Source organism: Enterococcus sp. AZ009, assembly GCF_050548785.1.
GTDB lineage: Bacteria > Bacillota > Bacilli > Lactobacillales > Enterococcaceae > Enterococcus_D > Enterococcus_D entomosocium.
In genome coordinates, this window is the sequence record NZ_CP172960.1 from 742,273 (window position 1) to 769,247 (window position 26,975).

Here is a 26,975-nt window from a genome sequence, read left to right on the forward strand (position 1 = left end):
GGTAAGAGGAAGAAAAATAGTTTTGGTATAAAGCTAGCATAGCCGGTCAAAGTAAAATGAACCTTAAAAAGTAGAAAGTTTCTTGTAAGAAGTCCTTATTCGTCAAAGGTTTCCAGCTCAGACAGTATTTTTGCTGGGACTTCTGATTGAGGGACTTCATTGGGACCCGAGATGACACGGGTTTTACTGATCTCTGCTTTGACTAAGGTATTTGGCGCGAATGGTTTCACATTTTCACCAGAAAGATCATAGGTCATGAGTTCTTTCTCGCCGTTTTTCTTAACAAACTCAAACGTGTACTTATACGTAAAGGAGCCATCGATTTTTTCACCGGAATCGCTGTACGTTTGGGTCTTTTCTGGGACTTTGTTGGGCGTGATGGCATAGGCCGTTATCCCTTGATAAGTTGTTGTATAGTAAGTGTAGCCAAAATAGCCACCTACTGCTAAAATCAAAACGCCAAGCGTCAAAAGTAGTTTTTTCATGTGCATCGATCCTTTCAATTACTGGGTTTACTATAGCATGATGGAGCCGAAATCATTCATCGAAATGGATAACAATATTGTAAGTTTACTGTTTATTATCAAAAAGCTTGTAATTTTCTGTTTAACAATTGTGATAATGAAAAACATTTCTGAAACCTTCCTGCAACATTGTAATGTTATTCTCTTACTTGTGCCCGATAGCGGGACAAATAATCAAAAGAGAGGTTTTTTCATTTGAAAAAATTTGCATTTACAGTTGTTGCAGGATTTGGTTTATTCGTTGGAGGAACAGTTGTTTCAGCAGCAGAACAAACCCATGTTGTCGAACCAGGAGACACCCTATCTGGGATCGCTGCTACTTATCAAACAACGATCGAAGACCTTTTAGCTTTGAATGATTCGATCGAAAATCCAAATATGATTTTTGATGGCGAAACATTGTTGGTTTCTAACGATGGCCAATCAGTAGAAAACAAAGAAACAAGTACGAAAGAAAGCACAGAAAAAAGTGAATCTACAGCGACTGCTAACGTGAGTCAAACCCGTTCAAGCATTCCTGGTGCTGGTTCTGGAGTCCTGAATCCAGTGGATGGGATCAACTACTTCAATGGTGTGAGAGAATCGTACTACTCACAAAAAGTTTTGCCAGGAGGCGGATTGAACATCCCTGGACGCCATGTGGCCTCTGACGGAACGATCCGTGATGCCGATGGGTACATCGTTGTTGCCAGTGACAATCAACCGAAAGGTTCGACCGGTCAATCATCCTTAGGTGCCTACAAAGTCTATGACACAGGTGTCGGTCATAGCGGTATTGATGTTTATACGAATTGGTAAACAAGTAGAATACGAGTAGAGACGAGCGCATTTTAGAGCTCGTCTTTTTTTGATTGCCGAGAAAAAATCGTCATCTGGTCTAGACTAATTATTGTAATTCAACACAACCTGTGGTATTATTGGACTATACCAAATAGAAACGGAGCGCTGATCATGGAAATTATTCGCGTTAAAGATGCTGCTCAAGGCGGAAAGAAAGCTTTTGAATTGATACAAGAAGGCATGGCAAATGGCGCCAAAGTCCTAGGCTTAGCAACAGGAAGCACGCCAGAAACCCTTTATGCAGAAATGACTGCCAGTGAAGTTGATTTTTCAGAAATGACTTCAGTCAACTTAGATGAATATGTTGGATTAGGCGGCGAAGACGAACAAAGCTATCGTTACTTCATGAATGCACATTTATTCAACAAAAAACCATTCAAAGAAACCTTCGTACCAAACGGCAAAGCGGAAGATTTAGAAGCAGAATGCCAACGCTACGATAGCGTGATTGCGGATCACCCAGTTGATATCCAAATCTTGGGTATTGGTCAAAACGGACATATCGGCTTCAACGAACCTGGTGCATCCTTTGAAGGAACGACCTCAGTCGTTGATTTGACTGAATCGACCATCAATGCCAACAAACGCTACTTTGATAAAGTCGAAGACGTCCCAACGACGGCAATTTCCATGGGGATCGGTTCAATCATGCAAAGCAAAAAGATCATTTTGATGGCATTTGGCGAAGTCAAAGCGGATGCGATCCAAAAAATGATCGAAGGACCCGTAACCAACGAATTACCAGCTTCAGTTTTACAAAAGCATGATGACGTGATCGTGATCATCGATGAGGCTGCTGCCAGCAACCTGTAAAACAAAATCAGCCCTTTTCAGAAATAAGTCAGAAGGAAAACGCGCCATCCTTGCAGCTTCCCCCTGCGCTTGTGCAGTAATGCCAGCGCAGCTGCGAGCGATGGTTCGGATCTATCTTGCTTATTTCTGAGGAGGCTTTTTTTATTTGGCCGCTCTAGCGATGTTTTTTCCTTTTTTCCATCAGAGATGCTATAGTTAAAAGAGAGAATACGAAGAAAAGAGGGATGCAAATGGTTGATATGCATTTATCCATTCCTGAAGTAGCACTGAGGTTGCTGTTGGCGATGGTCATGGGTGGCGCGATTGGGTACGAGCGGCAGTACAAAAGCCGACCAGCTGGTCTTAGAACCCATATCTTGGTTTGCATGGGGGCTTGTGTCATTGCTTTGATCCAAGTGGAGATCGCCACAGGTGCCATGCGAGATGCGCTGGATCATCCAGATTTAGCAGGCGTGATTCGTTCGGACGAAGCACGATTGATCGCACAAGTCGTCAGCGGGGTCGGTTTTCTAGGCGCCGGAACGATCATTGTGACGAAGCGCTCGGTGACGGGGTTGACGACGGCTGCTTCCTTATGGGCGATCGCCGGTTTAGGAATTGCCATCGGGATGGGCTTTTACACCATCGCATTAAGCAGTTTTATCGGGATCTTCTTTGCATTGACGATCGTTAAGCGGATCGTCCGCGTACCAACAGCAAAGAAATTGGAGATCCAATACATTCATCGCACCGAGACCAAAGAGTTTTTGACGGAGTACTTCCAAGAGAAAAATATCGTGATCGAAGATGTCAATTTTGATGTCAAATTCATGGAAGACTATCGCATTTATACCAACATTTATACGATTGATCTCCCGCGAGGACTAGGCTTTTCTGAAGTGATCGAAGAATTGTCTGTTTACAAAAATGTCACGAAGATCCGCTTGGTGGATATTGCTTAACGGGTATTGAATCAAAAAGCAGCAAGACACATCACATTAGTGAGATGCCTTGCTGCTTTTTTTATGATGCGATAGACATTTTTAAGTAAAAGAAACACACAGTCAAAATAACGATCACTATTGAAGTCAGCAAATTGACCCCTTCATTCGTTACAAAGGAAAGACCGCCGACTTGCTTGGTCGCAACGTCGTGGTGGACTTTTTTTTCGGTGTATTGGTGACAGACAGGGCATTGATAGCGCACCTGAATCGCTGCGCCCAGTAAGCTGTCCAAAAGACTACCGCAAAAGCCTAAAGCAGTCAAAGTCAACCAGAGATCAAAGGAGAACGGCTTGCCGTTCAACCATAAGGCTGCTGCGAATAAACCAGTGATGGCGAGACTCCCTGCTAGGGAAGCGGCAGTTCCCAACCAACTGACACCGCCGGAAAGTCCCGGTGGTAATTTTTTTCCCGTTAGTAAGTGACGCGGTGGACTTGGACTCAGCACGCCGATTTCTGAGCCCCAAGTGTCAGCCGTACAGCTAGCGACTCCCGCCACAAATCCCCAAAGGAATAGCGGTTCTTTCGTCCCAAAGGCAAGCAGGAGCGCAAAGATACTGGGTGCGATGTTCGCAAAGACTTGTTTTGCATCACGGCGAGCACCTTTGGCAAGCACCGCTGACTCTGGCTGACGGCGCATTTTCTTTAAAAGACCAATGATGCCAGAGCTGGCAAAGAAAAAGCCAATCAAAAAGATGCTGTACCACGGACCAAAGCCAATAACCAGTGTGCCGCAAAGAATCGCAGCCAGTGCGCCAGAAATAGTCAGCCACTGAAAGACGAATGCTGCCGCTGCAACGAATATGCTGGCAAACAATCCTAGCATGAATTGATAAAAGAAAACCATTTGAACACTCCTTTGCGTATAGTGTAGCATAGGTCTCATTTATTTTACCGCAGTTAACAAAATAATAGTAAGGAAGATAGCTTTTTACTCGTCAAATGAGAGCGTTTCATTTAAGCTAAGGGAGAGAGGTGATCCAATGAAAATCATAATTATAGGTGGGTCTTTTGGTGGTGTCAGCTGCGCCCGTGAAGCACGTCGATTATACCCTAACGCAGAGATTTTATTGATAGAAAAAAAAGCCCATCTTGGGTTTGTTCCTAGCGGCTTGTTATTGCTGATCGAAGGCAGGATCGCTTCACTGGATGAAGCATTCTTTTGTACGAAGGAGCAGCTGGAGGCAGAAACAATCGACGTAGCCTTAGAAGAAACCTTTCTAGAAGTCTTTCCTTCTGATCATCGGATTCGGACGGATCAGCGGGAACTAAGCTATGATCGACTCGTCTTGGCGGCAGGTTCCAGTCAAGATTCCACTGTTTTGCCGCAACCAGAAGAAGCACTGCTGACCTACAAAGAATATGAAGCAGCGAAGCATTTCTTACAGCAATTGCCCCAAGCAGAGTCGATTACCATCGTCGGTGCTGGTCAAGCCGGGATGGAAGCGGCGAATACCTTAACGATGATCGGCAAAAAAGTCAGTGTGATCGAATCAATGTCGTATCCTTTATTCAAATATTTTGATCGCGATTTTTTGCAGCCCTTTTTAACGGAGATCGAAAAAATCCCCAACTTGCAGCTGCATTGGTCGGAGCCAACTTTGGCAGTCGTTAAAACGGAAACAGGCTTTCGGATCGAAACCGCCGATCAAGGTTATGAAAGCGATCTGGTATTGACGACAGTTAACGTTCATCCTCGCTTGCCAGAGGCATTTACGGTCTTTGAATTACACAGTGATCAAACTATCTGGACAGATGCCTACTTGGAAACTTCTGCCACGGATATTTTTGCGGTCGGCGACTTGATCCAAATTCCAAATGCTATTACGAAAGACACGGTCTACATGCCCTTAGTCAATAATGCTGTTCGCTCAGGGATTGCGGCAGCTCGCAATCTAGCAAACAAAACGACCCCGTTTCGTGGTGGATTGCGGACAGTCGGTACACAATTGTTTGAGTGGTATTTAGCCAGTACCGGCTTGACCGAGTCGGATCAGTTTTTCTATGAATCACCGATCGTTTGTCACACTTTTACGGCTACCGTTTCCCTTTTTGATTCGACGCAGGTTCATGGAAAAGTGATGATCGAACAAGCCAGCGGTCGAATCGTTGGTGCACAGCTTTTATCAAAAGCCAATATTTTGGAAAAAATCAATTTACTAGCGTTTGCGATCGAGCAGCAGGCAACGATGGAGGAGCTGACCCAAAAAGACTTTTTCTTCCATCCACGATTCACTAATGTGTTGGATCAAACCTTCATATGGTCGGGAAGTGATGCCGATGAGACTTGATCAGTTATTAGAAAAAAAAGAAGCAAAACAATTGCAGCTGCTCAAAAAACTTTTACTAGTTGGCGGTCAAATGGATCTACATGAATTAGCGCTCTATCTTGGCATCAGTAAGCCTTCTCTGGAAAAGTATGTGGATGAGCTGCAAGATGAGTTGACGCACTATCATGAGCAGTGTCGATTGTATTACCGAAATGGTTCACTGGTTTTTGAAATGAGTCCCACCTTTTCTCTTAACCAAATTGAATGGGCATTTTATCGTTCGGCCTTGAAATTTCAAATTCTCGAGCATCTTTTACAACATCAAGAAGTGACAACTGTCCAGCTGGCACAAAAATTAACAGTCAGCGAGTCATCCTTGTTTCGCAAAATCAAAGAGCTAAATGGTTTGCTAGCAGAATTTGAGTTAGAGATCTGGCAAGGAAAGCTGATTGGAGAAGAAACCCAAATTCGTTATTTCTATTTTGAACTCTTTTGGTATGTTCATTCTTTTGACAGTCAGCCATTGCCGATCGATGAGAAATATGTCGGTCTGATCACTCGCGGCCTGAACATGCGCTTTACGAAAGAAGCCCAGCAGCGCTTGTCCCTATGGCTGAGGATCATGAAGGCGCGACTTAAAATTGCTACTCAATCCTTTCAAGTTTTACGGGAGAAAATGGCACCTTACATGAAAGACCCTTTGTTTCAACAATTACGTGAGTTGGTATTTCGTGGCTTTGGCCATTACGCATTAGAAGTCAGAGAAGAGGAGGCGATGCTGCATTTTGTCTTTTTGTTGTCGTTCTCGGTGTTATCCGAACACGATCTGCAGGTGTATATGCTGCAGCGTTCTCGGTTTACGCCAACTGCCTTGACGGATACATTGATTTTGGAACATATTTTGCATCTTTACCGCCCATCGTTTGTTCCTCGTGAAATGGAAGCCACTTGCTATGGTCACCTGCTGCAGATCCACAGCCGCGTCTATTTTTTCAAAGGGGATGTGGAGGTTTTTGATCGAGAAAATATTTGGCAGTTAGAAGCGCAGTTATCCAGCCGCAACATTCAGCAAATCAGTCATGAACTATTAGGTAAGGCCTTAACAGAGTTAAATATCAAGCTGTCCGAGAAAAATAGTCTACTGATGATGACGATGGTCAAATACTTGAGTGTCATCACGATCATCGACTATCAAATCAATCGAGAATTTCGTGTTGGGATCGCCTTGAAAATGGATGAGCTATTTAAAGAAGCTCTCTATTATATGTGGCTGCTGTATCTCAAAAATTTGAATGGCGTAGTTGTCGAACGCTATCGTCCAGAACAAGAATATGATTTGATCTTGGCGAATTATGCCATCGAGACCAAAACACCGACTTATCGAATCAGTGAATTAGGGACTGCTTATGATCGTGAGACAATCAAAAAAATGATCCGTGAACGCTTTAAATAGTGGATTTCGTCAATTTCTTAGAGATTTGAAAAAAAATTGACGAACCATATAGCAAAAGTTCAGCTAAAATAAAAGCAAGTCAGAAAGCGCTAACAAAAAAAGCGCGTATAAAACCAAAGGGAGCGAATCAAATGGCAGAAAAAAATTATGTAATGGCGATCGACCAAGGAACCACTAGTTCAAGAGCAATTATTTTTGATCGTAACGGGAAAAAAATCGGCAGTTCACAAAAAGAGTTTCCGCAATACTTTCCAAAATCAGGTTGGGTAGAACATAACGCCAACGAAATTTGGAACTCTGTCCAATCAGTCATCGCAGGGGCATTTATTGAATCAGGTATCCGACCAGAAGCAATCGCCGGCATCGGGATCACCAACCAGCGTGAAACGACAGTGGTTTGGGATAAAACGACAGGGCAGCCAATCGCGAATGCGATTGTTTGGCAATCCCGTCAATCTTCACCGATCGCTGACCAATTAAAAGCAGATGGCCATACAGAGATGATCCATGAAAAAACTGGTTTAGTCATTGATGCGTATTTCTCAGCGACCAAGGTGCGTTGGCTTTTAGACAATATCGAAGGGGCACAAGAAAAGGCGGATAATGGTGAGTTACTCTTCGGAACGATCGATTCATGGCTTGTGTGGAAACTGACAGATGGACAAGTCCATGTCACCGACTACTCCAATGCTAGTCGGACGATGCTTTACAACATTCATAAATTAGAGTGGGATCAAGAAATTTTGGATCTTTTGAACATTCCAAGCTCGATGCTACCAGAAGTCAAAAGCAACTCAGAAGTCTATGGTCACACCCGCAGCTACCATTTTTACGGCAGTGAAGTACCAATCGCTGGAATGGCTGGAGACCAACAAGCCGCCCTCTTTGGACAAATGGCCTTTGAAAAAGGTATGATCAAAAATACTTACGGCACTGGGGCATTTATTGTCATGAATACGGGTGAAGAACCACAATTGTCTGACAATGACCTACTGACGACTATCGGGTATGGCATCAACGGCAAAGTCTATTATGCCTTAGAAGGAAGTATCTTCGTTGCTGGATCAGCGATCCAATGGCTGCGGGATGGTCTACGCATGATCGAGACTTCGCCACAATCAGAAGAACTAGCTGCCAAAGCAAAAGGAGATAATGAAGTCTATGTGGTACCTGCCTTTACTGGATTAGGTGCGCCTTACTGGGATTCAGATGCAAGAGGAGCAGTCTTCGGCTTGACTCGTGGGACGACGAAGGAAGATTTTGTTCGGGCAACACTGCAAGCTGTTGCGTACCAATCAAAAGACGTCATCGATACGATGAAAAAAGATTCCGGTATCGATATCCCATTGTTGAAAGTCGATGGAGGGGCAGCCAAAAACGATTTATTGATGCAGTTCCAAGCGGACATTTTAGACATTGACGTACAACGAGCAGCGAATCTGGAAACAACCGCATTAGGTGCAGCCTATTTAGCAGGGCTAGCGGTTGGCTTCTGGAAAGACTTAGATGAATTGAAATCAATGGCAGAAGAAGGGCAAATGTTTACGCCAGAAATGCCAGCAGAAGAAAGAGACAATTTGTACGAAGGTTGGAAACAAGCGGTGGCGGCTACTCAGACCTTCAAATTCAAAGCGAAGAAAGAAGGCGAGTAAGCCATGACCTTTTCTCAGAAAGATCGGAAGGAAACCATTCAAGAAACGGCAAAGACCACCTATGATGTGTTGATCATTGGTGGTGGGATTACCGGCGCAGGGGTTGCCGTTCAAACAGCAGCGGCTGGGATGAAGACGGTTCTTTTGGAAATGCAAGACTTTGCCGAAGGGACGTCTTCGCGGTCCACGAAACTCGTTCATGGCGGTATTCGCTATTTGAAAACCTTTGACGTGGAAGTGGTCGCTGACACCGTGCGGGAACGGGCGATCGTCCAACAAATTGCTCCGCATATCCCGAAACCAGATCCGATGCTTTTACCGATTTACGATGAACCGGGGGCAACCTTCTCCTTGTTTTCTGTTAAAGTGGCGATGGATCTTTATGATCGCTTAGCGAATGTGACAGGCAGTAAATACGAAAATTATCTGTTGACGAAAGAAGAGGTCTTAGCACGCGAACCACAGCTGCAGGCGGAAAACTTAGTTGGTGGCGGAGTCTATCTTGATTTTCGCAACAACGATGCCCGCTTGGTGATCGAAAACATCAAACGAGCACAAGCCGATGGGGCAGCAATGATCAGTAAAGCCAAAGTCGTCGGCATCTTACATGATGAGCAAGGCATCATCAATGGGGTAGAAGTGGAGGATCAACTGACAAACGAGCGCTTTGAGGTTCACGCCAAAGTCGTGATCAACACGACCGGCCCTTGGTCAGACATCGTTCGTCAATTAGACAAGAATGATGAGCTGCCGCCACAAATGCGTCCGACGAAAGGTGTCCATTTAGTGGTCGATCGGGAAAAACTAAAAGTGCCGCAACCAACCTATTTTGATACTGGGAAAAATGATGGTCGGATGGTTTTCGTGGTACCAAGAGAAAACAAGACCTATTTTGGCACAACCGATACGGACTATACAGGCGATTTTGCCCATCCGACGGTCACACAAGAAGATGTCGATTATCTACTGACCATCGTGAATGAACGCTTCCCACATGCACAAATCACCCTTGATGATATCGAAGCGAGCTGGGCTGGTCTACGTCCATTGATTACGAATAATGGTGGTTCGGATTACAATGGCGGCGGTAAAGGCAAACTATCGGATGAAAGCTTTGAGCAGATCGTTGAAAGCGTCAAAGAATATCTTGCAGATGAGCGGCAGCGACCAGTTGTAGAAAAAGCAGTAAAACAAGCGCAAGAACGAGTAGAAGCCAGCAAAGTGGATCCATCGCAAGTTTCTCGCGGCAGCAGTTTGGAACGCTCAAAAGACGGACTATTGACGTTGGCAGGCGGAAAAATCACCGACTATCGTTTGATGGCGGAAGGAGCAGTCAAACGGATCAATGAATTGCTCCAAGAAAGCGGTGCTTCCTTCGAGTTGGTGGATTCAACCACGTACCCAGTTTCTGGTGGGGAGCTTGATGCAGCCAATGTAGAGGAAGAATTAGCGAAGCTGGCTGACCAAGCACAAACCGCTGGGTTCAATGAAGCAGCTGCGACGTATTTGGCTCATCTTTATGGGTCGAATCTTCCCCAAGTGTTGAACTACAAGACGAAGTTTGAGGGCTTAGATGAAAAAGAAAGCACTGCCTTGAACTATTCCTTACATGAAGAAATGGTTCTGACGCCCGTTGATTATCTATTGCGTCGGACCAACCATATCCTATTTATGCGAGACACCTTAGATGATGTCAAAGCCGGTGTCGTTGCAGCTATGACCGACTTCTTTGGCTGGAGCGAAGAAGAAAAAGCAGCCCATGTATTAGAATTGAACCAAGTGATCGCAGAATCAGATTTAACAGCCTTAAAAGGAGGAAAAAAAGATGAATGAAGCAACCCAGATCTTTAGTGAATTTCTAGGAACGGCTATTTTGGTTTTGTTAGGGGATGGCGTGTGTGCGGCTGTCAATCTGAAAAAGAGTAAAGCAGAAGCCTCTGGCTGGATCGTGATCGCGATGGGCTGGGCAACGGCGGTGACCATAGCCGTATACGTTTCAGGGTACATGGGACCTGCTCACTTGAATCCAGCCGTTACATTAGGCATGGCGATGACAGGGAATTTTTCTTGGAGCTTAGCTGTACCGTTTATGCTGGCGCAGATTGCTGGTGCGATCGTAGGGGCAATCCTCGTTTGGCTCAACTACTTGCCATTATGGGATGAAACAAAAGACCAAGGCGCGATTTTAGGTACCTTTGCAACAGGGCCTGCAGTTCGTAATTTAGTATCGAATACGATCACTGAAGTAATTGGTACCTTTGTCTTAGTCTTTGGCTTATTGGCTTTTGGTGCCAATACCTTTACGGATGGATTAAATCCCATCGTTGTTGGGATCTTGATCTTAGCGATCGGACTGTCTCTTGGTGGACCAACAGGCTATGCCATCAATCCGGCACGGGACTTAGGACCACGGATCGCTCACCAAATCTTACCAATCAAAAACAAAGGGACTTCCGATTGGGGCTATGCGTTAGTACCAATCATCGGTCCAATGATCGGTGCAGCGATCGCAGCTGGTTTGTTTATGATGTTGCCATTATAAACGATGTTATTTTAAGGATGGTGCCTATTGGTATCATCCTTTTTTAATCTTTAGCGATTGTCATTGAATTTGCTAAAAAAACATGGTTAAATGAAAAAGCTGAAACAGAACGAAGGAAGGAGCTTTTGCGTGAAAAAAATTCTGCGCTTTTTCATGTGGGTGGCGATTGTCCTGATCGGACTCTTAGCTGCCGTTTTTCTGGCTTTTCAACTCTCCCCACGACCGGGGGCTTTTTTGATCGGTCATCTGTTTAACCAAGAAGTGACCATCAAGGATGAGGCGGCTTATCAAAAAAGTTTGCCGAATGTGACGGTCAAACAGGACTTGACGTATCAATCGGATTATCAACGCAGTACCTTTGATCTATATTATCCCAAAGAGGCACAAGGCCCTGTTCCCGTCATTTTTTGGGTCCATGGGGGTGGCTATGTCGGGGGAGACAAAGAAGGCGTCAAAGAGTTTGCGACCTATGTCGTCGATGAAACCAAAGCCGCTGTGATTTCGATTAATTATGAATGGGCGCCAAGTTTGCATTATCCGGGACAGGTCAAACAATTAGCCCAAGCGGTAGACTCGATCAAAGCAGATGCCCAAGCGGTAGACTCGATCAAAGCAGATGCCCAAGCATACCCCATGCTTGATTTCGATCAACTCTTCTTTGGTGGAGATTCTGCAGGTGCCCAAATTGCCGGGCAATATGTGGCGCTGCAAACCAATCCAGCGTATGCGAAGGAAATGTCCTTTGATCAAGACATTCCTACATCGGCCCTGAAAGGGTTTATTTCCTATTGCGGCCCCCTTGATTTGAAGCAGATCGTTGGAACTTCTTCGGATGATCGTTTTATGAAATTCTTTGTTAAAACGGTGGCTTGGTCGTTATTAGGCAAAAAAGAATGGCAAGATAGTCCCCAACTGCAGGAGATCTCACTGGTGGATAAATTGACGGCTGATTTTCCACCAACGTATATCACGGATGGCAACGCCTATTCCTTTGAAGACCAAGGCATTGCCTTTGCCAACCAGCTGCAAGCTCTTGATATTCCCGTGACAAGTCGTTTTTACAAAGGGGATTCGGAAACAGTGACCCACGAATACCAATTTGATTATAGCTTGCCGCAAGCACAGGAATGTTTGACAGAAACGTTGACCTTTATCAAAGACCAGCTGGCTAACTAAAAACACCTTGTTTCTCACCCTCTATTGGCGAGAAACAAGGTGTTTATTTGTAAGCAAATCAATCAAGTCCGATGAAGTAGTCATCGTCTTTCATCGCTTCAACGGAACCAAGCAGATACCCGTTCCCAACTTGTGAGAAGAAGTCGTGATTGCTGGTACCAGTTGAAATACCGTTCATGACGATTGGATTGACATCGTTGGCGGTGTCTGGGAAAAGCGGGTCTTGTCCTAGATTCATCAAAGCCTTATTGGCATTGTAACGCAAGAAGGTTTTGACTTCCTCGGTCCAGCCGATCTCATCGTATAATTCTTCGGTATAACGCTCTTCGTTTTCATACAACTCATACAACAAGTCGTACATCCAGTCTTTCAGCTTTTGCTGTTCGTCTTCTGGTAATTCGTTGAACCCTAATTGGAATTTGTAGCCGATATACGTGCCATGAACGGATTCGTCACGAATGATCAATTTGATGATCTCCGCTACGTTCGCTAGTTTGTTATTACCTAAGTAGTAAAGGGGTGTATAGAAACCTGAATAGAATAAGAAGGTCTCTAGAAACACACTGGCGATTTTTTTCTCTAGCGGTGTCCCATTTTTGTAAATCTCATTGATTCGTTCGGCTTTCTTTTGTAAGTAAGGATTGGTATTGGTCCATTCAAAAATATCGGCGATCTCCGCTTTTGTATTCAAGGTGCTGAAAATCGATGAATAGCTTTTTGCATGGACAGATTCCATAAATTGGATGTTGTTCAAGACCGCTTCTTCATGTGGGGTGCGGACATCTTTACGCAGTTGATCCATACCGCTTTCTGATTGAACGGTATCTAATAAGGTCAAGCCGCCAAAGACGTAGCCCACCGTCGTTTTTTCTAATGGTGATAGCGTCCGCCAATCATCAAGGTCATTTGATAAAGGGATCCGCGTATCTAACCAGAATTGCTCTGTTAATTTTTCCCAAGTGGATTTATCGATGATATCTTCGATCTCATTCCAGTTGATTGCTTCATAGTAAGTCTTACCCATAGTCGGTTCCTCCAATAATCGTATCAAGACAACAGCCGACCCGCTCTCAATAGAGAGCAGGGGCAGGCTATTGGTTCGTTTTCAGGCAAAAGTTGGATTAGATGACACAGCTTTCACATTGGTTGCTGCCGATCTCTTCTGCATCATCTGTAAAGGTCCGTACATAGTAGATCGATTTGATCCCTTTGTGGAAAGCATAGTGACGCAAGATGTTCAAATCACGGGTGGTTTGTTTTGTCGTTTCTTTCCATTCGTAAAGACCTTCTGGAATATCTGAACGCATAAACAAGGTCATACTCATCCCTTGATCGACGTGTTTTTGAGCAGTTGCGTAAACATCGATCACTTTGCGCATATCCATATCGTAGGCTGATTTGTAGTAGCCGATCGTCTCATTGCTCAAGTAAGGTGCTGGATAATAGATCTTGCCGATTTTCTTTTCTTGGCGTTCTTCGATCATCCGAGTGATCGGGTGGATGCTGGCACTCGTATCATTGATATAAGAGATCGAACCATTTGGTGCAACGGCTAAGCGGTTTTGGTGATACAAGCCGGTTTCTTTGACGGTTTGTGCCAAGGCTGCCCAATCTTCACCAGTTGGTAAAAAGACGCCTTCAAACAATGCTTTGACTTTTTCCGATTTTGGTTGGTAGTCACCTTGGATATAATCAGTGAAGTAGCTGCCATCTGCATAAGCTGATTTTTCAAAGTTATGGAAAACTTCGCCTTTTTCTTTGGCGATGGCATTGCTTTCAACCAATGTCCAATAGTTCAACAACATGAAATAAAGATCAGTAAATTCAAGGGATTCTGGTGAACCGTATTCCATTTGATTTTTTGCAAAATAGGTATGCAAGCCCATTGCGCCTAAACCGATCGTGTGGTTCAAGGCATTCCCATTTTGGATCGATGGTACCACGTCAATGTCAGACGCATCAGTAACGAAGGTCAAGGCACGAGTCATTGCTCGAACAGATTTCCCAAAGTCAGGGCTGTCCATCAAGTTCACGATATTGGTGGAACCTAAGTTACAGCTGATATCTGTTCCTAAAACCTCGTATTCTTGCTTGCCGTTGATCTCAGATGGTGCTTGAACTTGAAGAATCTCGGAACAAAGATTACTCATGATGATCTTGCCATCGATTGGGTTGCTGCGGTTTGCTGTATCGATATTAATGATATAAGGATAACCAGATTCTTGTTGCAATTTAGAAATTTCATTTTCTAAATCGCGAGCTCTGATTTTAGTCTTGCGAATCCGTGGATTCATGACTAAGTTGTCGTATTCCTTGGTGATATCGACATAAGAAAAGGGTACGCCATATTCTTTTTCGACACTGTACGGACTAAAGAGATACATCTCTTCATTTTTACGCGTCAATTCGTAAAATTTGTCAGGTACGATCACACCTAATGATAAGGTTTTGACACGGATTTTTTCATCTGCATTTTCTTTTTTCGCTGATAAAAAGCTGATGATGTCTGGGTGGAAGACGTTCAAGTAGACCACACCAGCCCCTTGCCGTTGACCCAATTGGTTTGAATAGCTGAAGCTATCTTCAAACAATTTCATTACAGGCATCACACCACTTGCTGCACCTTCGTAGCCTTTGATAGGCGCGCCAGCTTCCCGCAAGTTTGATAATGTGATCCCGACACCGCCGCCGATCCGTGAAAGTTGCAGCGCGGAGTTGATCCCACGACCGATCGCGTTCATGTCATCAGTGATTTGGATCAAGAAACAAGAAACTAATTCACCGCGACGTTTGCGTCCTGCGTTCAAGAAAGAAGGGGTTGCTGGTTGGTAACGTTGGTAGATCATTTCATCTGCCAAGCTCATGGCTAACTCTTCATTCCCATCCGCAAAGTAAAGGGCGTTGAACGCCACCCGATCTTCGTAACGCTCAAGATACGCGGTACCATCATTCGTTTTTAATGCATATTGTGAATAAAACTTGTAAGCAGCCATAAATGATTTGAAAGTAAAGTGTTGCTCATCTAAGAATTGATACAAGTCCTCAATAAAAGCAGGACGGTACTTTTTGATAAATTCTTCTTCTAAATAATCATTTTCAATCAAATAATTGATTTTGTCCATTGCAGTCGCAAAGGTTAAGGTATTTGGTTCAACGTTTTCTTTAAAGAATGCCGCTAGGGCTTCTTTGTCTTTATTTAATGGAATTTGACCATCTACTGGACGGTTGATCTCATTATTCAATTTGAAATAACTGACATCTTTGATTTCTTTCAAGCTCATAAATGGCTAACCTCTTTTCTTGTTTTGTTCGTATAAAAAAGGACTTGCGGTCTGGACGACTGACAAATCCCTCAAAAGCATCACATTGAGAAAAATCTTAGCTCGCTAATTGACGTAGTTGATCTGGACGGAAACCGATGATCGTTTGCGCATCAGAGGTAATGACTGGCACACTTTGAAATCCTTGTTCTTTCAAAAATTCTAATGCTTCAGGCTCATTATCGATATTGATTTCTTCAAAGGCAATCTGATTTTCACTTAAAAAGCGTTTCGCCATTTTACATTGCATGCAGTTGTTTTTAGAAAATAGTTTGATATTCATAATTGTTTCCTCCGAGTTGTAATAGTTATAAACCTAGTATAAATAAGTCTCGGAGAAAGTCAATGAAAAAACACTATATCTTGTGCTTGTGAATTCGGCATACACAATTTATAGTGTTTCTGTGTTTTTTATGCAAATGAAAAAAGCGGAAAATACTTAGAATTACAAGGTTTTTGCGTAATTATTAGAGGGGATATGCAATCAAAATGAGTAAAAAAAATCTCTATTGTGAAGGAAGATTCAAAGTTAAGTCGAAAACAGATTGACTTCCTATGGAAATGGCTCTATTATAATGATAATCATTCTCAATTAAAGTAGGTTAATTAAAAAAACACTTCACAAAAGGAGTAAGAACCAATGAAAATGGCGCAAACTTGGGCTTCTGGGACATACAAAATCGACTCGTTGGCAACAACCAAAGAAATCACGGTTCATTTAAACGATCTTGGCATTCGCACGGGGGTTGAAATCGTTGTGGTGCAAAAAGATCGCAAAGGCGGCATCATTTTGCACCAAGGGACGCGGATTGCTTTAGATGCACGGGTCATGGAACAAATCGATGTCACAGAAATCCAGCAGCAAACGGTCATTACCTCTTTGGATCAGCTGCAAGTTGGTGAAAGCGGGAAGGTCAATCAGATTGGTGCAAAAGGTGCTTTGCGCCGTCGTTTGATGGATATGGGGCTTACGAAAAACGTTCATTTGGAAGTAGTGAAACTGGCTCCATTGGGTGATCCAATGGAGATTCGGCTCCGCGGCTATGAATTGTCTTTGAGAAAGCAAGAAGCAGCGTTGGTTTTTATCGAAAAAGGAGTCGAAGCTTGATGACCTATCAATTTGCATTAGCAGGAAATCCCAATAGTGGGAAAACAAGTACTTTCAATCAATTGACTGGTGCCAAACAAACAGTGGGCAATTGGCCGGGTGTCACCGTAGAACGTAAAGCGGGGCGACTGCGAAAAGACCGGCACGTGCTGATCCAAGATCTGCCCGGGATCTATTCCTTGTCACCTTATACGCCTGAAGAACTGATTTCCCGCAATTATTTGATGGAAGCATCGCTGGATGCGGTGATCAATATTATTGACGGAACTAATCTTGAGCGAAATCTGTATTTAACCTTGCAATTATTAGAAATGAATGTTCCGACCGTGGCAGCCATCAACATGATCGATCTATTAAAGAAAAAAGGCTTGCAGATCAACTTCGAAAAATTGGCTTACGGATTAGGGATTCCTGTAGTGGGGATCAGTGCTTTGAAACAACGTGGTTTAGCCAAAATGATCGAGGCAGCGAAGCAAGCAGCCAACACACTACAGCTCCCTCCCCGCTACGATGCTCGTCTAGAGGCTGGCTTGACCGAGATCATGGCGATTTTGCCAGAGACGATCCCTCAGCAGCGAAAACGCTGGTTTGCCATAAAACTCTTCGAAAAAGATGAAGCGATTCAAACAATGTGTAAACTGACTGATTCCCAGCAAGCAGTCATTCAGGAGACGATTTCGATTTTAGAGATGATCTTTAAAGACAGCAGTGACGCCATTCTCGTCAATGAGCGCTATGGCTTCATTGAAGAATTGTTGGCGCTGGCAGTCATCAAGGAAACAGATCAGCACTTAGCCTTCAGCGACAAAATCGACCGCGTGTTGACCCATCGCGTATTGGCACTACCGATTTTTGCCTTCATTATGTGGGGAATCTACTATTTATCGATTCAGACGATTGGCACGATCGGCACTGATTGGGTCAATGATGTATTATTTGGCAGCTGGATTCCCGAAACAACAGCGCATTGGCTAGAACAGCTGCGGGTCGCCCAGTGGCTACAAGAACTGATTTTGGATGGCATCGTGGCTGGGGTCGGTGCGGTTTTAGGCTTTTTGCCGCAGATTTTCGTGTTGTTTTTTTGCTTGGCTATCTTGGAGGACTGTGGATACATGGCACGGGTGGCATTTGTCATGGACAGACTGTTTCGCAAGTTTGGTCTTTCTGGCAAGTCGTTTATCCCCATGTTAATCGCTACAGGTTGCGGCGTGCCGGGGGTGATGGCAAGCCGAACGATTGAAAACGAAAAGGATCGTCGGTTGACGGTGATGGTCACGACCTTTATGCCTTGTTCTGCCAAATTGCCGATCATTGCATTGATTTCGGGTGCCTTTTTCCCTCAGTATAGTTGGGTCGCACCATCGGCCTATTTTGTCGGCATGGGTGCTGTGATTTTTTCAGGGATCGTCTTGAAAAAAACGCCGCTTTTTGCAGGTGATCTGGCACCATTCATTATGGAACTGCCAGCGTATCACTTGCCGCAGCTCACAACGATTTTGAAAAGTGCCTGTGATCGAGCCATTGCTTTTGTAAAAAAAGCCGGAACGATAATCTTTGTGGCTTGTATCTTTGTCTGGTTTACCTCCAGCTACAGCTTTGCCTTGCAGCGGGTCAGTGAAGACCAAAGCATTTTGGCCTTTTTCGGTCGACTTTTGGCGCCCCTTTTCGCTCCCCTAGGCTGGGGAACTTGGCGAGGCGCCGTGGCGACGATCACTGGCTTGGTGGCCAAAGAAAATGTGATCGGCACATTCGGGATTCTCTACGGACAAACCGGTGAGTTGTCAGAAAGTGGGACGGAGATTTGGCAAGTGTTGCGCGGCGATTACACTGCTGTGGCGGCATACTCTTTCCTCGTCTTTAATTTACTATGTGCCCCCTGTTTTGCTGCCATCGGTGCGATCCACCGTGAAATGGGGGACAGCAAGTGGACGTGGTTAGCCATTGGCTATCAATGCGGCTTGGCGTACTGCGCCAGTTTTCTGGTGTACCAATTCGGACACGTCATCTTTGAAGGCGGACACCTCACGCTAGGTGTTTTTGCGGCAATAGTCATTGCTGGTCTATTAGTATTTGCTCTGGTGAAGAAACCATTCCGAGGGAGTGCGCCCTTGATCCAAGTCGTAGGAGGCGAAAAATGATTGCTACAGTAATTCTAAGCGGACTGATTTTTGGCTATGGCGGTCGTGTGGTGTACCGCATGGTGAAAAAGGATCATTGTTCTGATTGCCACAGCAGTTGTCCCGTGAAGCATGAGGAAGCAAAATAGAAAATAGCGGTTGTAAGTAAAAATTCGTGTGAAAACACCTACGGTAGAATTACAATTGAAACGGTAGATCTATAGCCATGAATAGAGTGTTTGCTTTAAGAAGTTCTTAGTTTATTTAAGAGCTTCTTTTTTTTATTGTGGGTGCAAGCAAAAGATCTGTCCATTTTTGGTTCATTTTTTCCTTGGTAGAATAAGTTTTGTGAACTGCTCAAGAAGGTTATCGAGAAAAACTGGAGGCTAGTAAAAAAAATAGGCAGTATTCCTGGTCTTTTTGAGAAGAGCAGTTCACTTAATCTGGAAGCGCGTACAAATATGTGGTCGCAAATCGTCTATTCAGGCCGAAACTTTTCACTTATAGTGTGTGTATAGGAATTATCTCGAGAAATTCTTTACTAAAACCTAAAGAAATTTTTTTAGAAAGGAAATCGTCGTTTGCAAACTACATTATTAACAAAAGAAAACATTTTACTTCAGCAAGACAGTACCAGTTGGCAAGAAGCAATCAAAAAAGCTGCCCAGCCGTTATTGAGGAATGGCAGCGTTTCAAAACAGTATGTCGAAGCGATGATTCAATCCGTCTTAGATGCCGGGCCGTATATCGTGCTTATGCCTGGGTTTGCATTGGCCCATGCCCGATCAGAAGATGGGGTTTGTCGCTTAGGACTAAGTGCGATGACCTTAAATACCCCCATCTCATTTGGTTCGCCCAATGATCCAGTGAAAGTCATTTTCTGTTTGGCAGCGATAGACCCGACCAGTCATTTGGAACTGATGAGTGAGTTAGCAGAGGTTTTAGCAAGGGACAATATCATTGATCGTTTAGCAAATGTGGAGACACCAGAAGCATTTATACAACTATTAGAAGAAACGAGGAGTTAAGATGGGATTCTTTCAAAAAAAGAAAAATGATGCATCGATCCAATCAGATGCAAAACCTAAGGCGAGTAATGGCAAGAAATTTTTGATAGCGGTTGCATGCCGTGCTGGGATGGGGAGTTCAACGCTGCTTCACATAAAAGTAAAATCAGTGATTGAAGAAAACGGCTATCCCATTGAAACGATTCATGGAAATCTAGATGTTCTCATTGGTTTTACGGGTGATGCCTTTATGAGTATGGCAGATATCGCAGCGGAACCTGATTTTCAAAACAAACCTTATGAAGTCATAGGTATTCAAAATATTATGAGTAAAGAAGAGATCCAAGGAAAACTAGAAACATTTCTTGAAACGATGCAAACAAAATAAATTGATGGAGCGAGGAATAAATTGAATGGCAATTTTAGTAATGAACCAATTCAGAAATACTGCTGTGTTGCTAATGATTTTAGCTTTGATCGGGTTACTTGCACAAAGAAAGCCTGCGAAGGAGACCCTGAGCGGTGTCCTCAAAGTGGGCATTGGGTTTATGATTTTTAATATTGGTGGTGGTCATGTAGGAACGATTGCTGCAAATTTCGCCACGTTGTTTCAGACCGCATTTGGTGTTCAAGGGACGGTTCTGGCAGTAGAGCCTGCTACAGCGTTAGCTATGGATGTATATGGTTTTGAAATATCAATGATTATGGGGCTAGGGTTCATATTCGGATTAGTTATTGCGAAATTGACGCCTTTAAAATCAATTTTCTTAACCGGTCAGCATTATCTTTTCTTTGCTGCTGTCATTGGGTTGATTTTTATTTCGAATGGTATGCCCACTTGGGTAACAGTTATCTTTGGTTCTTTGGTACTAGGTTTTGCAGGAGCAGGGTTGCCCAAATTGGCTCAGAAATATACAGATGAGCTGACAGGTAATGCAGGGGTTGCACTAGGTCACTTTAACTTGATTTTTTACTGGTTCTCAGGTGTCATCGGCAGTGTCATTGGCGGGGAAAATTGGCAAGCAAAGAAAGAGAAAGCAGCCAATCGTGAGCTTCCTGATTTCTTCTCCGTATTCCGAGATATTGTCTTCTCTGTTGCATTTTTCATGATTATTCTTTTCTACATTGCAACGATCGCAGCAGTTTTAAGTGGTCATATGGATGTCGTTCAAGAAATGGCTGGCAACGACTTATGGTTCTTGTATCCGTTGATTCAAGGGTTGCAATTTGCGGCGGGTATGTCTGTACTGATTTATGGTGTGCGTCAATTTATTGCTGAATTAACGGCTGCCTTCGTGGCGATCTCTGAAAAATATATCCCGGGATCAATGCCGGCAGTAGATGTTCCTGTGTTTTTCCAATATGCGCCAACCATGGTTCCTGTCGGTTTTATTACCTCGTTTATAGGTGGCTTAACAGCGACGTTTGCCATGGCTGCTATGGGTTCTCCCGTTGTACTTTTGCCAGCAGCTGGGATTGCTTTTTTCTCGGGTGGAACAATGGGTGTCTTTGGTTCAATAAGAGGCGGGTTGAAAGGGGCGATCATCGCATCCTTCTTAGGCGGTATTTTGCTGACTGCATTGCCTTTGGTGCTTTTCCCAGCTTTTTCTGAATTAGGCATCACAGACGCTGGATTTCCTCAAATCGACTACAATATTATCGGAATTTTACTAGATAAAATCTTAAAACTATTTAGTTAAACAGTATGATTAGCAAGGAGAAAGGTGGATACAATTTCTCCTTGCTATAAGGAAGGAAAATCTGTATTGAATGAAAAAAACGTTTTGTTTGAATATAGTACGAATTTAAAAGCCCAAAGCGATGCTCAATTTTATCGGCTTGAAGAAGAAGAAGTCTATCAACAGATGGTGAAGGCCAAAGAACTTATTCTCCATGCAGAAAAAAATCATAAGCGTGTTCATGTAACAGGCGTGGGAAAATGTTCCTATGTAGCAGGCTATGCAGCTTCACTTTTCTCATCTGTCGGCACGCCAACCTATTTTTTAGACACAACCGAAACTGTGCACGGATCGGCAGGACAAGTCGTGGCTGGCGATGTAGTGATTGCGATAAGTAATAGTGGGAACACCAAAGAATTAGAATATGCACTTGCTGCCTTAAAAGCCAATGGCGCTGTAATTTTAGCGGTAACAGGAAATGAAGATTCTTCCCTAGCTTCCTGTGCTGAAGTCACATTGTCTTCTTATGTTTCCCAAGAAGGGGACTCATTGAATAAACCGCCACGTTCCTCTGTGATCGCCCAAATGATCCAGCTGCAGGTTCTGTCGGTGTTGCTGCAAGAAGCAAAAGAAATCAATTTAGAAGATTACCTTAAATGGCATCCAGGGGGAAGCTTAGGAGCAACGACAAAAAAGGAGCTTACGCAATGAAAATCAGAGGAATTATACCAGCAATGGTCACACCATTAAATGAGAACGGCATCAATGAAGAGGGCACCAGAAAGCTTGTAAGGCATTTGATTGCTGGTGGTGTCCACGGGTTGTTTATTTTAGGAACCAATGGCGAATTTCATACCTTAAGCAAAGAAGAGAAAATCCAGTTTGCAAAAATCGTTGTCGATGAAGTATCGGGCAGAGTACCAGTATTTGCAGGTGCCGGAGACATCGCAACGAATAAAGTGATTGAATTAGTAAATGAGTTTGCAAAAATCGGCGTTGATGCTGCTTCCATCATAACGCCATATCTTTTGAAGTATACCGATGAGGAGCTGATTCATCATTACCGTGTGATTGCTGAGCAAACGACATTACCAATTATTTTGTACAATATTCCGCCAAATACTAGAAATTTCATCAATCGTCATGTTTTCTCGGAATTACTCAAAATTGACTCGATCATTGGGATAAAAGATTCAAGCGGTGATCTAGAAAACTTCAAGGGCTATCTTGAATTAAATCATCGAGAGGATTTCTCTTTGCTGATGGGAAGCGACTCTAAGATTTTAGAAGCGCTACAGTTAGGAGCAGATGGCTCTGTGGCTTCAACCGCAAATGTTGTGACGAAAACAGATGTGGCGATCTATGAACAATTTGTAGCTGGAAACATAGAACAAGCGCGGCAAGAACAAGCAAGTATTGATGATTTTAGAGAAGCCTGCAAATGCTCAACGATTCCGTCTGGGCTGAAATACTGTTTGCGGGCAATCGGACAGGATGTTGGGTTACCGAAACTGCCTGTTCTAGATCTTACGAAAGAAGAAAAGCAGCAGGTAGATCAAGTGCTTCAAAAATATGTACAAGCGGAAGGATTTACATTGAAAGTAGAACAGTAGGCTGCAGAAATGGGGGAACATTGATGGTAAAAATTGACTATAGGACGAGAAAGATGATGATGGCTCTGATTGAAAAACCGACCATCAGTTACGATTATCTTCAGCGGAATTATTCTATGAACCGCACTCAAATAGAGTATACCATTGATAAAATCAACCAGTTTCTATCTGCCCAAAAACTACCACTTAGCGTGAATAAGGAAAGTGTGATTCGACTGCCTGAAAAAAGCAAGGAATATTTGTTGGAGTCATTTTTACGTGAGCGTATGTTTAAGTATTATGAGATGAGTTCAAAAGAACGAGGAAAATATATCTTTTTGACGCTCTTTTACTACGAGAAAGACTATCTGTCGGTCAACCATTTTTTAGATGCGTTAAAAATCGGCAAAACAACCTTTATGAGTGATCTGCGCAAATTACAAGCGGAATTACATGGGTACGATATTTCAATCAGTTACTCGAGAAAAGAGGGGTATCACTTAGCAGGTGATGAACTGATGATTCGTTACGCTTTATTTCGAATGATTTTGGAAGATGTGACTAGCAAGGACGATGATTTTATTTACCGTTACTTTATTCATAACGAACGAATACAATTGGCGGATGAGCAGGACACCTATCTTTCTCTTCTTTTAGAAAAACATGCGATAGAGTTAGTTGAAAATAGATTGATTGAATTGAACTATATCCTTATTTTTTTATACCCAAGAATGGGCTTGAATGAATTTAATCTAAAGCCCTTTTCTAATGATCATGAGTTAGTAAAAATGAAGGAGTACCGCTTTGCTGAAGAAATTTTAGAAAACGCAGGGGTGATGAATAGTATAGAAAAGAACTATCTCTGTGGGTGGGTCCTGGGAATGGCATTAGGGAATGAAAAGGAATGGCTTCAAGGAAATTTGGTCATCATTGACTTGGTAGAAAGAATCGTCGAGAGATTTGAATTGCTTTCAGGTATTCGTTTCAAGGATAAACACTCTGTCATCAAGCAATTATATAGTCATTTTCGACCGACCTATTTCCGGATGCTGTTTCGATTACCGATCATCAATCCTATGCAGGAGAAAATTTTTGAAAAATATAATGACCTTTATCAGATCGTAAAAGAAACCTTGAGACCAATCAGTGATAGCTTTGATTCAAAGCTTCCAGATGAAGAAGTAGCCTTTTTAACAATGCACTTTGCGCTTTTGATCAGGAATTCTGAAGAATATATGGTGCAACAAAAAGTGGGGGTCGTTGTTTGCCCAAATGGTATTGGAAGCTCAGCAATCATTTACAATGAATTAAAGGAAATCTTTCCCTCTTTTATCTTATTGGGACCGATTGAAACAAGCGAACTGCATTCATTTGATCAGTCTTACGATATCATTTTTACGACAAAACCCAACTTTCAACTTTATCCGTTAAAAAAACCGATTTTTGTAGTAAACCCGATCATGTCTTACGAGGAACGAACCCAGTTGTTTTTAGATGTCAAATTCGAAACCAGTACAAGTATAAAGCCCAATACTGTTACGATCGACGGCTTGATGCAAGTTATTCAACAATATTCAACGGTTACCAGCGAGTCAGCTCTGCGGCATCATTTAGAGAAATTTGTACAAGAGACCTGCTCGCCAACGGCATCTATCATGTCTCAAAAAGAAAAAAAGACAAAAGAACCTGCAATGCTGTTGGATATGATGCGTCCAGAATTGATACAATTAAACAAAAAAGCCAGAACGTGGGAAGAGGCCTTTTATCTCGCAGCCAATCCATTGATTGAAAGAAAGATCATCACTAGAAATTACATCGATTCGATCATTCAACAAACCAGATCAGAAGGTGCTTATATGGTGATAGTCGATCAAGTTGCCTTACCGCATACGGTTCCTGAAGCAGGTGCAAAAAAACTTGGCATGGGATTGACAACATTAGAATCTGAAGTATATGTCTTAGGAACGATTCCTGTAAAGTACATCTTTACTCTTTCTGCGTTAGACAGCAAGCAGCATCTAAATGCGATGACTCAGTTTATTACCCTTATTGAATCCAAAGACTTTTTTCGAGAATTAGAAAAACATGAATGTCCGGAAACAGTTTATCACTGGTTTGCAGAGATTTTACGTACTGCTGTTGTATAAATTTTTTCGAAAAAACTGTAAGTATTATAGAATAAAGCATATACTCTTTGGTCTTTATTGAGAGAAGCGTGCGAAGGGGAGTAATTTGCCTTCATCGTTTGCTGCTGTTCATCCGAAAGCGAGGGATGTCATCCAGAACTGTTAACAGCCGAAGGATTATCTAATGATACTAATTTATGCCGTTTGAGGTTAGTCCAGTTCTACAAGAAAGATTCATTCGGAAATCAGCTACCATAGAAGTGGAGAAACAGTTCGATCACGATCGGGCTGTTTTTTATGCTTTATGAAATGACCTATTAAGGGGCTAAAAAGTATAGTATAATTATTTAATAAAAAGATATTATTTAGTGAATGTTGTGCGAAAGGGAATAGAAGCACTCTCTTTCGATTGTAATAGAATAAAAATTTGGGAAAAAGGACATTGAAAGGGTGGGTTCATGAGACAGCAACGAAGACAGGAACATCAGAAAAGGCAGCGGATCATTGCTGGGTTAAGTGTAGCATTATTGGCGATCACATTCGGAGTGATTTATCTAGTGATTCAAGCGACAAGCATCCCCGAACAGCGTCTTACAGCAGAATCGACAAAACCGACTAAGCCAATGCAAGAATCAAGTAGTTCTACCGAAACAAAGCCAGAAGTAAAAACCATCACAGTGACAGCTAGTGGCGATATGCTTTATCATACACCTGTTTATTTAAGCGCTTACGATGGAAAGCGTTATGATTTTGACAATGATTTTGAGCAAGTCAAACCGTTAATTGCATCGGCGGATCTTGCTCTGGGTGATTTTGAAGGAACCATCAATCCTAATAAACCGCTTGGCGGTTTTCCCTTATTCAACGCGCCTATCGATGCCGTTGCCAGCATCAAAGATGCGGGCTTTGATGTGATCGATCTTGCTCATAATCATATCTTAGATACGGGAATCGAAGGAGTCAAAACAACGGCGGCTGCTTTTCACGATCAAGGGTTGGCAACGATTGGTGTCACGGTCGACAATAGTGGAATTTTGGTCAAAGAAGTCAACGGGATCAAAGTTGCTCTCTTGGCCTATGCCTATGGCTTCAATGGACTTGAAGAAAGCTTAACTCAAGCAGAGTATGACACCTATTTGAAAGACTTGTCCCTCGATAAAGTGGAAGCAGAGATCAAAGAAGCGGAAACCTTGGCGGATATCACCATCGTGATGCCTCAGTCTGGTGTCGAGTATTCTTTAGAACCAACGGAAGAACAACAAACTGTTTATCGGAAGATGATCGATTTTGGTGCTGATATTATTTTCGGCGGCCATCCGCATGTAGCAGAACCAACCGAAATCATCGAAAAGGACGGTGAAAAGAAATTTATCATTTATTCAATGGGGAACTTATTGTCGAATCAACGTTATGAAACCGTCAATAACAACTATTGGACCGAACGCGGTGTCATTCCAGAAGTTGAGATCACCAAACAGGGAGCTCGGACCTATTTAAGTAAGATTGCCTTACATCCAACTTGGGTCTCCAAAGAGCCGATCCCTGATCGTACCTATTATGATCCAGAATACGGCGTCTTACAGGCCTTTGATTTTCAAGTTTACTTGGCCGAAGATTATCTACCGGATGGACAATACGCCAAACGTGTTCCTGAAGAAAAACGACAGCGCATAGAAACCGCCTACCATGAAATGCTGGAGCTGTTAGATTTGAAGTGGGAGCAGCAAAAAGAAAATCAAAATGACTAATAAGGCAACCTGACCAACAGGTTGCTTT

24 protein-coding genes are annotated in these 26,975 nt (G+C 43.0%); 19 read left to right on the forward strand and 5 right to left on the reverse strand.

Going from position 1 to position 26,975, the window contains the following annotated elements; genetic code table 11:
• Positions 1–95 precede the first annotated feature (95 nt).
• On the reverse strand, positions 96–485 hold the full coding sequence (locus IGJ74_RS03465) for a DUF1093 domain-containing protein (protein WP_005237494.1): 390 nt from the start codon (positions 483–485) through the stop codon (positions 96–98).
• Between the two features lie 234 nt (positions 486–719).
• Here IGJ74_RS03465 and IGJ74_RS03470 point away from each other — a divergent pair, with 234 nt between their 5' ends.
• The 3 genes from IGJ74_RS03470 to IGJ74_RS03480 all read left to right on the forward strand — a co-directional run bounded on the left by IGJ74_RS03470 (position 720) and on the right by IGJ74_RS03480 (position 3,118).
• On the forward strand, positions 720–1,322 hold the full coding sequence (locus IGJ74_RS03470; protein WP_016620555.1) for a LysM peptidoglycan-binding domain-containing protein: 603 nt from the start codon (positions 720–722) through the stop codon (positions 1,320–1,322).
• Between the two features lie 153 nt (positions 1,323–1,475).
• The gene (nagB, locus tag IGJ74_RS03475; RefSeq protein WP_005225171.1) at positions 1,476–2,177 is read left to right on the forward strand and encodes a glucosamine-6-phosphate deaminase; all 702 of its coding nucleotides are present in this window, start codon (positions 1,476–1,478) and stop codon (positions 2,175–2,177) included.
• A 230-nt stretch (positions 2,178–2,407) separates the two neighbouring features.
• Positions 2,408–3,118 (forward strand): MgtC/SapB family protein, encoded by a 711-nt coding sequence (locus IGJ74_RS03480; RefSeq protein ID WP_008377072.1) that lies wholly within the window; start codon positions 2,408–2,410, stop codon positions 3,116–3,118.
• Positions 3,119–3,179: 61 nt separating this feature from the next.
• Here the strand turns inward: IGJ74_RS03480 and IGJ74_RS03485 are convergent, their stop codons facing one another.
• Positions 3,180–4,004, reverse strand: coding sequence for a DUF92 domain-containing protein (locus IGJ74_RS03485; RefSeq protein WP_218193312.1), 825 nt, complete (start codon positions 4,002–4,004; stop codon positions 3,180–3,182).
• A gap of 136 nt (positions 4,005–4,140) precedes the next feature.
• Here IGJ74_RS03485 and IGJ74_RS03490 point away from each other — a divergent pair, with 136 nt between their 5' ends.
• From IGJ74_RS03490 to IGJ74_RS03515, 6 genes are all read left to right on the forward strand, one after another.
• Complete coding sequence (locus IGJ74_RS03490) at positions 4,141–5,448, forward strand: NAD(P)/FAD-dependent oxidoreductase (protein ID WP_144330677.1); 1,308 nt, start codon at positions 4,141–4,143, stop codon at positions 5,446–5,448.
• Complete coding sequence (locus tag IGJ74_RS03495; protein WP_218193313.1) at positions 5,438–6,880, forward strand: helix-turn-helix domain-containing protein; 1,443 nt, start codon at positions 5,438–5,440, stop codon at positions 6,878–6,880. Before IGJ74_RS03490 ends, IGJ74_RS03495 begins: the two co-directional genes overlap by 11 nt.
• Positions 6,881–7,011: 131 nt before the next feature.
• Entirely contained in the window at positions 7,012–8,532 is a 1,521-nt protein-coding gene (glpK, locus tag IGJ74_RS03500; protein WP_008377082.1) for a glycerol kinase GlpK, read from the forward strand.
• A 3-nt stretch (positions 8,533–8,535) separates the two neighbouring features.
• Positions 8,536–10,365: a type 1 glycerol-3-phosphate oxidase gene (glpO, locus tag IGJ74_RS03505; RefSeq protein WP_005237472.1), complete on the forward strand. Its 1,830-nt coding sequence runs from the start codon at positions 8,536–8,538 to the stop codon at positions 10,363–10,365.
• Entirely contained in the window at positions 10,358–11,074 is a 717-nt protein-coding gene (locus tag IGJ74_RS03510) for an MIP/aquaporin family protein (protein WP_218193314.1), read from the forward strand. Before glpO ends, IGJ74_RS03510 begins: the two co-directional genes overlap by 8 nt.
• Before the next feature lie 90 nt (positions 11,075–11,164).
• Entirely contained in the window at positions 11,165–12,250 is a 1,086-nt protein-coding gene (locus IGJ74_RS03515) for an alpha/beta hydrolase (RefSeq protein ID WP_218193315.1), read from the forward strand.
• Positions 12,251–12,308: 58 nt separating this feature from the next.
• Here IGJ74_RS03515 and nrdF read toward each other — a convergent pair whose 3' ends face one another.
• From nrdF to nrdH, 3 genes are all read right to left on the reverse strand, one after another.
• Positions 12,309–13,274 (reverse strand): class 1b ribonucleoside-diphosphate reductase subunit beta, encoded by a 966-nt coding sequence (gene nrdF, locus IGJ74_RS03520; protein ID WP_005225180.1) that lies wholly within the window; start codon positions 13,272–13,274, stop codon positions 12,309–12,311.
• 97 nt (positions 13,275–13,371) lie between these two features.
• Positions 13,372–15,531 (reverse strand): class 1b ribonucleoside-diphosphate reductase subunit alpha, encoded by a 2,160-nt coding sequence (gene nrdE, locus IGJ74_RS03525; RefSeq protein WP_008377092.1) that lies wholly within the window; start codon positions 15,529–15,531, stop codon positions 13,372–13,374.
• A 97-nt stretch (positions 15,532–15,628) separates the two neighbouring features.
• A complete protein-coding gene (gene nrdH, locus IGJ74_RS03530; protein WP_005225182.1) occupies positions 15,629–15,853 on the reverse strand; it encodes a glutaredoxin-like protein NrdH in 225 nt (74 codons plus the stop codon).
• 357 nt (positions 15,854–16,210) lie between these two features.
• On the opposite strand from nrdH, the gene IGJ74_RS03535 reads away from it, so the two are divergent.
• From IGJ74_RS03535 to IGJ74_RS03580, 10 genes are all read left to right on the forward strand, one after another.
• Complete coding sequence (locus tag IGJ74_RS03535) at positions 16,211–16,678, forward strand: FeoA family protein (RefSeq protein WP_005237467.1); 468 nt, start codon at positions 16,211–16,213, stop codon at positions 16,676–16,678.
• Positions 16,678–18,816 carry a ferrous iron transport protein B gene (feoB, locus tag IGJ74_RS03540; protein WP_218193316.1) on the forward strand — a complete coding sequence of 713 codons (2,139 nt, stop codon included), beginning with the start codon at positions 16,678–16,680 and terminating at the stop codon, positions 18,814–18,816. Before IGJ74_RS03535 ends, feoB begins: the two co-directional genes overlap by 1 nt.
• Positions 18,813–18,944, forward strand: a complete 132-nt coding sequence (locus IGJ74_RS03545) for a hypothetical protein (protein ID WP_005237465.1) — start codon at positions 18,813–18,815, stop codon at positions 18,942–18,944. The genes feoB and IGJ74_RS03545 overlap by 4 nt, the downstream gene beginning before the upstream one ends.
• Before the next feature lie 432 nt (positions 18,945–19,376).
• Positions 19,377–19,823, forward strand: a complete 447-nt coding sequence (locus tag IGJ74_RS03550) for a PTS sugar transporter subunit IIA (protein WP_016611962.1) — start codon at positions 19,377–19,379, stop codon at positions 19,821–19,823.
• A 1-nt stretch (position 19,824) separates the two neighbouring features.
• Complete coding sequence (locus tag IGJ74_RS03555) at positions 19,825–20,190, forward strand: PTS sugar transporter subunit IIB (RefSeq protein WP_005237463.1); 366 nt, start codon at positions 19,825–19,827, stop codon at positions 20,188–20,190.
• A gap of 25 nt (positions 20,191–20,215) precedes the next feature.
• Positions 20,216–21,502 carry a PTS ascorbate transporter subunit IIC gene (locus tag IGJ74_RS03560; RefSeq protein WP_218193317.1) on the forward strand — a complete coding sequence of 429 codons (1,287 nt, stop codon included), beginning with the start codon at positions 20,216–20,218 and terminating at the stop codon, positions 21,500–21,502.
• A 24-nt stretch (positions 21,503–21,526) separates the two neighbouring features.
• On the forward strand, positions 21,527–22,192 hold the full coding sequence (locus tag IGJ74_RS03565) for an SIS domain-containing protein (protein WP_005237461.1): 666 nt from the start codon (positions 21,527–21,529) through the stop codon (positions 22,190–22,192).
• On the forward strand, positions 22,189–23,094 hold the full coding sequence (dapA, locus tag IGJ74_RS03570; RefSeq protein ID WP_218193318.1) for a 4-hydroxy-tetrahydrodipicolinate synthase: 906 nt from the start codon (positions 22,189–22,191) through the stop codon (positions 23,092–23,094). Before IGJ74_RS03565 ends, dapA begins: the two co-directional genes overlap by 4 nt.
• 23 nt (positions 23,095–23,117) lie before the next feature.
• Positions 23,118–25,220, forward strand: coding sequence for a BglG family transcription antiterminator (locus tag IGJ74_RS03575; protein ID WP_218193319.1), 2,103 nt, complete (start codon positions 23,118–23,120; stop codon positions 25,218–25,220).
• Positions 25,221–25,657: 437 nt separating this feature from the next.
• Complete coding sequence (locus IGJ74_RS03580; RefSeq protein WP_016620579.1) at positions 25,658–26,947, forward strand: CapA family protein; 1,290 nt, start codon at positions 25,658–25,660, stop codon at positions 26,945–26,947.
• Positions 26,948–26,975: the final 28 nt, after the last annotated feature.